This window comes from Methanolobus halotolerans (genome assembly GCF_004745425.1).
In the GTDB taxonomy this organism is placed as follows: domain Archaea; phylum Halobacteriota; class Methanosarcinia; order Methanosarcinales; family Methanosarcinaceae; genus Methanolobus; species Methanolobus halotolerans.
The window spans coordinates 40,364-47,741 of record NZ_PGGK01000015.1; the positions used below are offsets into that span (position 1 = coordinate 40,364).

Below are 7,378 nucleotides of genomic sequence, written 5' to 3' on the forward strand. Positions count from 1 at the left end.
CGGATCACATAGTCCATATGAATATCCGATTGGAGTTAAAAACAATATCTGAATTTTTCTGCAGTTCGATAAATATATAAATAAGCACAGCATACCCATGACGGGAGATTGATATGAGAAGTTCATCTTTTATAAAAGGCCTGGATGAGATTCTCTGCGGAGGGTTTATTCATCCATCTGCGATCCTTGTTGCAGGAAGCACAGGTTCCGGCAAGACCAACATCTGTCTTCAGTCACTGTTCGAAGCCGCAAAACATGGAGAGAACTGTGTCTACATATCACTACTTTCCGAATCCGAAATAAAGATCACACGCTTTCTTTCATCCTTTGATTTCTTTTCAGAGGACGTCCTTGATTCAGGAAAGCTCCGGATCTGTCCTATCAGCGCAGATACCATTTCCAAAGGTGATTTCTCAATATTTGAATACATAAATGAACATGTGCTTGATACTTCACTCTCCAGGGTTGTCATTGACCCTATAACGATCCTTGCTGAAATAGACAGCACCTTCGAAGAGAGACAGTTCAGAGGCTGTGAGCTTAGAACTTTCATTCATAATCTTTTTTATGAGTTTGAGGAGAGGGGTATCTTACTGATGGTTACTGGAGAGATCCCTGAAGAAGAAGTTGCTTCCAGTACCTGGTCATATATGGTTGATACGGTCCTCGAACTAAAAAGGATAAAACAAGGGAAGAATGTCCACCGACATCTCGAAGTGATCAAGACCAGAGGGAGCGATTTTGTTCCAGGGGAACATGCATTCCTTATTACTTCCAGCGGGATGAACCTGATACGGGAATGTTAAGAATTACTTACAAAACTTTTTAAAAAGAGATTCATTTCGTTTAAAAGGTTCCCATCAAGCAAATGACTTGAATTCATGAGAAGGGTCTCAAATCTGATAATATCTTTTTTACTTATTGCTTTGCCCATGTTAGACATGAACATAAGGGATTCGTAGGAATCAATTAGCTCGGGCATTACCATCCGCGGATAATTTCCTGCGATAATCTTCAGAAGAACTCTTGCCTTGGGATATGAAAGAAGCAGGTAGTTCTTATAGCGTGATGAGACAGTACAATCATTGCCACTGACCTTTTCAAACATAAGTTTCTCTTTGAAGAAGCGGGCCGCATCAGCATTATCTGGCATCGTTATGATATTTGACCTCAGGCATTCCACGGCAATTGCAAAAAGCAGTCGGCCTATTCCAATGTGTCTGAAGGAGGGATGAACCTCTATACTTCGAAGTAAATAGACAGAATGCCTGACAACACTTTTCTTTCCTTTGTGCACCCTTTCAACATCATCTGCAATCTTTTCGAAGCGTGCAAAACCTAAAAGCCTGTCCCGGTCATCCGTGGCAGCAAAGAGAGCATGCCCCGAGCTCACGGACCTCTTAAGCAGAAATTCATAAGGCATGCCGAATTTTTTATGAAAATAATTGAAACCTGATAAGTTGGCCCGCCCGACTTCAATAATAAAGTTATCCACTGCGGACTCTGACCCTATCAATCCGTAAGAGATACTCCCGGCCCTGTGCAATACAGACATATCATCAATCGACATTTCAATTCCATTTTTTTCAGACATTTATCATTTCTTTCAAGGTTAAATACGTATACCTGCCTTTCTTAAAAGATGTAAGGAGTTGTGCCTGCTCCATACGTTCTGCAATCGAAGAAAGTTCATCGGAACCGATTGTACAGCCCCTCGAATTTATCTGATTCTCAAGCTGTTTCAGGGTTACCGGACCAAAGCTGGTCAGTTCCCCGATAATCAATTCCTCATAACTGCCAGTGGCTATTTCCAGATTAGCATCCTCTGTGATCTCTCCGGCTATTGAGACGTCATGTGCCTTTGAATCAGGATTCTTTAAATTTTCCACCTGTTCACGCAATTGTACAACCTCGGCCTGAATGCTGTTCAGCATTTCGATACTTACCATTGTTTGTTGCTGCTCCTGTATTGATACAAGTGACCCCTTTATTTCTTCCTTGTATGCATCGAAAGAATTACATATCTGAAGAACCTCCGAGCGGTCTATTTTTGACTCAAGCCACCCTTCAAAACAGGATATATCCATACCCATGGCTGTTTCCGCAGCATGCAAACTACCGTGTTCACCTGTTCTGTCAGAGGAGAGGGCCGATGCCAGAGTATTGTTCAGTTTCTTTAATGCCTTTGTATGAAGATTAATAGCTTTTGCAATATCTTGTATCTGATCATTTATCTCATCGATATTCGTGGAATTCGACTTTATGTCATCCAGCTGGGTGTTCTGCAATTCAGCTATGAACTTTACATTCTCGGTCAGATCGGTAAGTTCACTCGTAGCTTTATTGATCTCTGACCAGATGCAGTCAATTGACCTTTCATGAGACACCACCTTCTCAACAGTATATTCACGGCTTCCTGTCTCTACAAAGGACCGGAAATCCTGTGAACTGTAATTCGGGACATGTTGCAACAGCAATTTAAATAATTCTACATATGTCTCATGAATCTGTTTTACGGAAACAAGCTTTGAGGAGGTTGCATCTGAAAGGCCTTTCACCCGGAAGATGCCATTTTCAAAATTGAAAAAATCTACACCCGCACTGAAATTACGCACTTTGTCCCTGGCATTCTCAACTATATCTGTTGATTCCCGGTCTCCGAAGATATTCAGCATTGCATTATACAGGTCGTTGAGGGTCTTTGCATAGGTGATCTCAAGCACGTCAGGAGGAACTTTTGCAGCATCAAGTACTTCGGCATTGATAGAATCCTCTGCTTTGACAACTCTTCTAAGACGTTTGGAAAATACATCAAAATCTCTTCGCAGCTGCTTGAATTCGCTTAAACCAGACCTTGCAGACAGTTCACCTTTGATGGAGGATATGTCCTCAGACTGTTCATCCAGATCTACATTCACTTTTTCATGAAGCTCTGCAAACTTAGCCTCTAATTCAAGATATTTCTCTTCCAGCCCGGAAAAGTATATGTCATGTATAGATAAGCGTAAATCCTGAGAGCCATCCATTGTTTCACAATCACCTGTGGTCTCATTTCCAGTCCCATCAGGAACAGGAATGCATTCCCTGACATCGTCATCTACTTCCGGTCCTGGTACTTCCTCCGGAATAATAATATCATTTTCATTGTTCACCATGACACCTCATACAAATGACTCCAGTTTGTGTTTAATGTCAGGCATCCATTCAGCTTCACACATATCAGCAACATAATCGCCGTGAAGCGGACGTATCTGATCTCTGATGATCATCTCGACAAGTAAAGGCCACAGGTCTTTTGTCATCCACTTGGGAGATGAGGCTATTTCATTGAATGCCATTGCAAGCACCTGTTCTACCTCACCCCTGCCCATTACACCTGTTATCTTCTCCTTGATATCGGCAAGTATTTGCATGTTCTTTTTATACTCGGATGACTGGGTATACATTTCATTGAACACGATCTTTGAAAGCTCCCGTAGTTCAGAGGCGACCTCCTCTGAATAACTTGAGAGCTGGTCACCAGTCATGGGTCGCTGCTCGAATATATGCTGTATCACCTGTCTTGAAACCTCGATCTTGCCCATATCTTCCGAAAGGTCGGCCTTTCCAGTGAAAAGAGATATCAAAAGAGCTCCTTTGCCTACTGAAGAGAATATAACCGTTCCGAAATCATATTCAATGACGGATTGACGCAGACCCATTGCAAGCTGCTGGCTCACGTGGAGCAGGTTGTGACTGATCAGGTTCGTCAGTTCAAATATCTTCGGCCCTATGCTATCAGGAATATATGAAGCATATATCCTGCCATCGGCACCTGCAAATAGTAATACATCGACCTCACTGTCCTTGTAGGTCCTCTTTAACTGTGAGACCAGGGCAAACTTCAGAAGAGATACATCTTCCAGATCATCCTTTGTCTTTTTGGCCACCAGGTTCACCGTACCTTAATTAACTACTTATTGTATCATTTCTTCCAGTTCACGCAGATCATCTATCTCTATCAGACCTTCTTCTTCAGCATCCGCATTCTTTTCTTCAGGGATGTCCTCCGTAATTTCAGCGGATCCGTTTGCAGACAGCTCACCAATGTCAAGTTGTACATCCGAAGGCATGCTCTCTTCTTTTCTCCGGGCTATCTCCTCCCGTGTGAGTGCATCAGTAAATCCCTGAGATTCAAAGAATATCTGCAGTGTCTCTTTCGGCGAGAACGGATATGACCAGTTTTCCTTTACATATGCCAGGCGCTCAAGTACCGTCTCATTGGCTCCGAGATCAGCGGCGGTCCTGATAGCCTGGTCGAACAGGTCATCATACTTGCGCATATCCTCTGCGGATATCAGTGGAGTGGTCCTTACAACAACTCCTATGCCACGCACAAATATATATGGATATACTTCCTCACCGTGTCTTGTGGCACGCATCTTCACAATCTCAAGCGCCCTGTTAAAAGCACCGCCTATGGGACGGTATGTAAGATGCACCGCGCCGTCTGACATGTATATGGGTATAAGAACATCCTCGCCAATGGTTTCACCGGGTGCTGCGTGTTCCTCTGTCGTGATAAGAACAGGACCCAGCTGTTTCATTGTATAGAACAGCTTAGTAATGATCTCACGCTGTTCCTGCTTATCATTCACCGACCATATAAGAGGCGTAAGAGGATCGATGACAACACGCGTCTTAACAGAGTAGTTCTTATTTGCCTCCACAAGTGCCGGTAACTGTTCATCGACAAGTTTTACGAAATCCTTCCCTTTGGAATGAAAGAAGAACAGTTCTTTCTCGTAGTACTTGTCAAGATTGAAACCAAGCATCCTTGCCTCCCGCATGATCTGCTCAGGTGGTTCTTCCATACTGATGTACAGGGCATTCTCGCCATGTTCCAGTCCATATGTGAGATACTGCATGGCAAATGTAGATTTTCCAGTACCGCTTGAACCCACTACAAGCAGTGTGGTATTATCACGGACACCTCCTTCGATAACCCGGTCCAGGCCTGAGATACCAGTTGGAATTCTTACTTCCTTATTCATTCCAGTCCCTCCAGATCCGTTGCCTCAGCGTCGAATTCCACCATATCTCCTTTATCGATCGCCAGGATAAGGGATTCATTACTGTCAAATGGAAAACTTTTCTCGATATAGATAGATTCTATTGCAGAACCCATAACTAACATGCGATCACTTATGTCAACCCATCCTGCATCCGTTTTTTGGAGTACGGTATTAAGTAGTACGTTGTCACTATCATGATCTATTCTCACACAAATTCCCCTGTAATGTGAAGTTCGTGTAATTACACGAACATGCACTCCGGTGAAATCTAATAAATGATCGTCATTTGGATCTTTTCTGATACCTGGCATTTTTGAGCCTCTTAATTTTTCTTCATTTTAGCCATAAGTTCGGCAAAACTATCCACTTTTTTCGATTCTTCCTGTAACTTCGGGTTTTCCCCGGTTGCCACTTTTTCCGGAGGATGGGGTGTTGCTGCTGAAGAGCCCTGCACCTTCTGTGCCATTTCACCGAAAGCTGCCCCGAAAGTACTATGCTGTGCGGCAACAGCAGCAAGCTCTTCTTCTGTCTTCCAGGGGGGATCGAATACCTTTTCCCGGACATTCATATTTCCTGCAAACTGCATGTAGGCATTCCCGATCTCAGAAAGTTTACCGTTATCCAGCAATTTGTACACTGTCAATGCTTTCACTCTTTCAATGAGCTCATTCTGGTCCACTGGTGGCCTGATACCCGAAAGGATCATCTTATCCTGCTCATCCAGCATTATCTGATAGGCTGATATGGGCTGCAAAGCTACTTTGAACTTGCATACAGGATCACCGTTTTTTATACACTCGGTCTCTTCCACGGAGCATTCTAGCTCCAGCTCCTCCGTAAAGAACCTGTGCAGTGCATCGGTGGTGGCCACACATACTTTCTGGTTGTTCAAGGCGGGATAGCAATTACAGATCGGATTGTTCGGGACCGCAAAGATGTAATTCATCGGAGCATACGAGATTAGCTGTATTGACCCAAGCCCGATCTCATTAAACAGTTTCATGTGGAACTTGTAAAGCGAATTTAACCTGATAGCATCGATGGTAAAGCATTTCAGGAATTTGCGTGTCTCGTTCCAGGGAACTTTTGCCTTGGGGAATCTATCACTTATATTTTGCTGGACTTTGAGAAGTGTACCAAAGGCGCCCATTGACTGTGCAAAACTGCCTTCGGACATAGCTGGCGGACTGCCGGCAGAATCGGTCATAAAAGGAGGCAATCCGGGAGGCATATTGCTCATAACTGCCCCTCCCCGGACAAGATCAATTCAAAAAGATGCATTTTACATCAGCTCCTGTATTTGTTTCTGCCCTTGTTCAGTCAGAGTTCCGGAATTATCACATAGACCCTGGTCCCTCAGGCTCTTAAAACTTTCAGCCAGTGTCTGGCTATCGGCCCCGGTGAAAAAAGCCAGCTTCTGCATATCATTGACACCTGTGTATAACATATATAGTAATTTTTTATCGATGTCCGAAAGCGACTGCTTTTTCGGTGGAGTGCCGCACATTGGCTGCAGATAAGCCTTCAGAGTACTTACTACCGCTTCATTACCTGCCAGCAACGCTACAGAAGATGCACTCGCACCCTGGACAACATTGGAGGGCTGGAGATAATCTATGATGAGGACATGTGTAGTACCTATTGATTTTTGTGTCTTCATACGGATCGAGTCCGTAACCTCCCTGCCTACCATGGTAATGTTCGGCAGAGGTATGGTAACCCATCCGCCACCTTCGGAGAACCACAGATTGAGATTTGTAAGGTAAAGAACACCTTTTTCCCAGTTATCCGAATACAGGGAATTACCCATCATTACTGCTTTGAAAATATAAGTCAGATCTACTTTTGCTATACCCTGCTCTTGAGCCATACGGAAGAACCCCGTTAAAATTAATTATATATCTTATATTATAATTATAACAAATATTGTATTGGCAGTATTAATAGCCTTCTATTGAAAACAGGAATAAATCTGATTCCCGGAGATATACTTGATTGTGCCAACCTGATCAACTCTATTAATCTATTCCTGCCAATAGAAAATATGATCTTATTTTTCTTCTCAGGGAGATGTGGCCTTTTAGCTAAGCAATTTATTTGCTTTTTCAGCACGAAAAAGCCGGAAATACTTCTTTTAAGTAAAGAAAATTTTGGCTCTGTAGAAAACCTATTTCCTACTTAATTTAGTCCGTAATCATTTAAAAAGGATAAAACCCCAAAGTGTTAACTTGCTAGCGAAAACACAAAGGGGATGTTTAGTGTTTTGTCTAATAAGTACTTAAACTTTGTTGATGCAGCGCTAGCTGCATCAGGAAACTCACATT

8 protein-coding genes are annotated in these 7,378 nt (G+C 43.0%); 1 reads left to right on the forward strand and 7 read right to left on the reverse strand.

What is annotated here, in order from left to right:
- Window positions 1-113: 113 nt before the first annotated feature.
- A complete protein-coding gene (locus CUN85_RS11155; protein WP_135390398.1) occupies window positions 114-806 on the forward strand; it encodes an RAD55 family ATPase in 693 nt (230 codons plus the stop codon).
- On the opposite strand, the gene CUN85_RS11160 is transcribed toward CUN85_RS11155, so the two are convergent.
- The 7 genes from CUN85_RS11160 to CUN85_RS11190 form a co-directional block, all read right to left on the reverse strand.
- Window positions 803-1,594 (reverse strand): GNAT family N-acetyltransferase, encoded by a 792-nt coding sequence (locus tag CUN85_RS11160; protein WP_135390399.1) that lies wholly within the window; start codon window positions 1,592-1,594, stop codon window positions 803-805. The genes CUN85_RS11155 and CUN85_RS11160 overlap by 4 nt on opposite strands.
- Window positions 1,587-3,155 carry a hypothetical protein gene (locus CUN85_RS11165; RefSeq protein ID WP_135390400.1) on the reverse strand — a complete coding sequence of 523 codons (1,569 nt, stop codon included), beginning with the start codon at window positions 3,153-3,155 and terminating at the stop codon, window positions 1,587-1,589. Before CUN85_RS11165 ends, CUN85_RS11160 begins: the two co-directional genes overlap by 8 nt.
- A 6-nt stretch (window positions 3,156-3,161) precedes the next feature.
- The gene (locus tag CUN85_RS11170) at window positions 3,162-3,929 is read right to left on the reverse strand and encodes a hypothetical protein (RefSeq protein ID WP_235856308.1); all 768 of its coding nucleotides are present in this window, start codon (window positions 3,927-3,929) and stop codon (window positions 3,162-3,164) included.
- A 27-nt stretch (window positions 3,930-3,956) separates the two neighbouring features.
- A complete protein-coding gene (locus CUN85_RS11175; protein ID WP_135390401.1) occupies window positions 3,957-5,033 on the reverse strand; it encodes an RAD55 family ATPase in 1,077 nt (358 codons plus the stop codon).
- Entirely contained in the window at window positions 5,030-5,263 is a 234-nt protein-coding gene (locus tag CUN85_RS11180) for a hypothetical protein (RefSeq protein ID WP_235856309.1), read from the reverse strand. Before CUN85_RS11180 ends, CUN85_RS11175 begins: the two co-directional genes overlap by 4 nt.
- Window positions 5,264-5,376: 113 nt before the next feature.
- Window positions 5,377-6,294, reverse strand: coding sequence for a V4R domain-containing protein (locus tag CUN85_RS11185; protein ID WP_135390403.1), 918 nt, complete (start codon window positions 6,292-6,294; stop codon window positions 5,377-5,379).
- A gap of 42 nt (window positions 6,295-6,336) precedes the next feature.
- Entirely contained in the window at window positions 6,337-6,924 is a 588-nt protein-coding gene (locus CUN85_RS11190) for a hypothetical protein (RefSeq protein WP_135390404.1), read from the reverse strand.
- Between the last annotated feature and the right edge of the window lie 454 nt (window positions 6,925-7,378).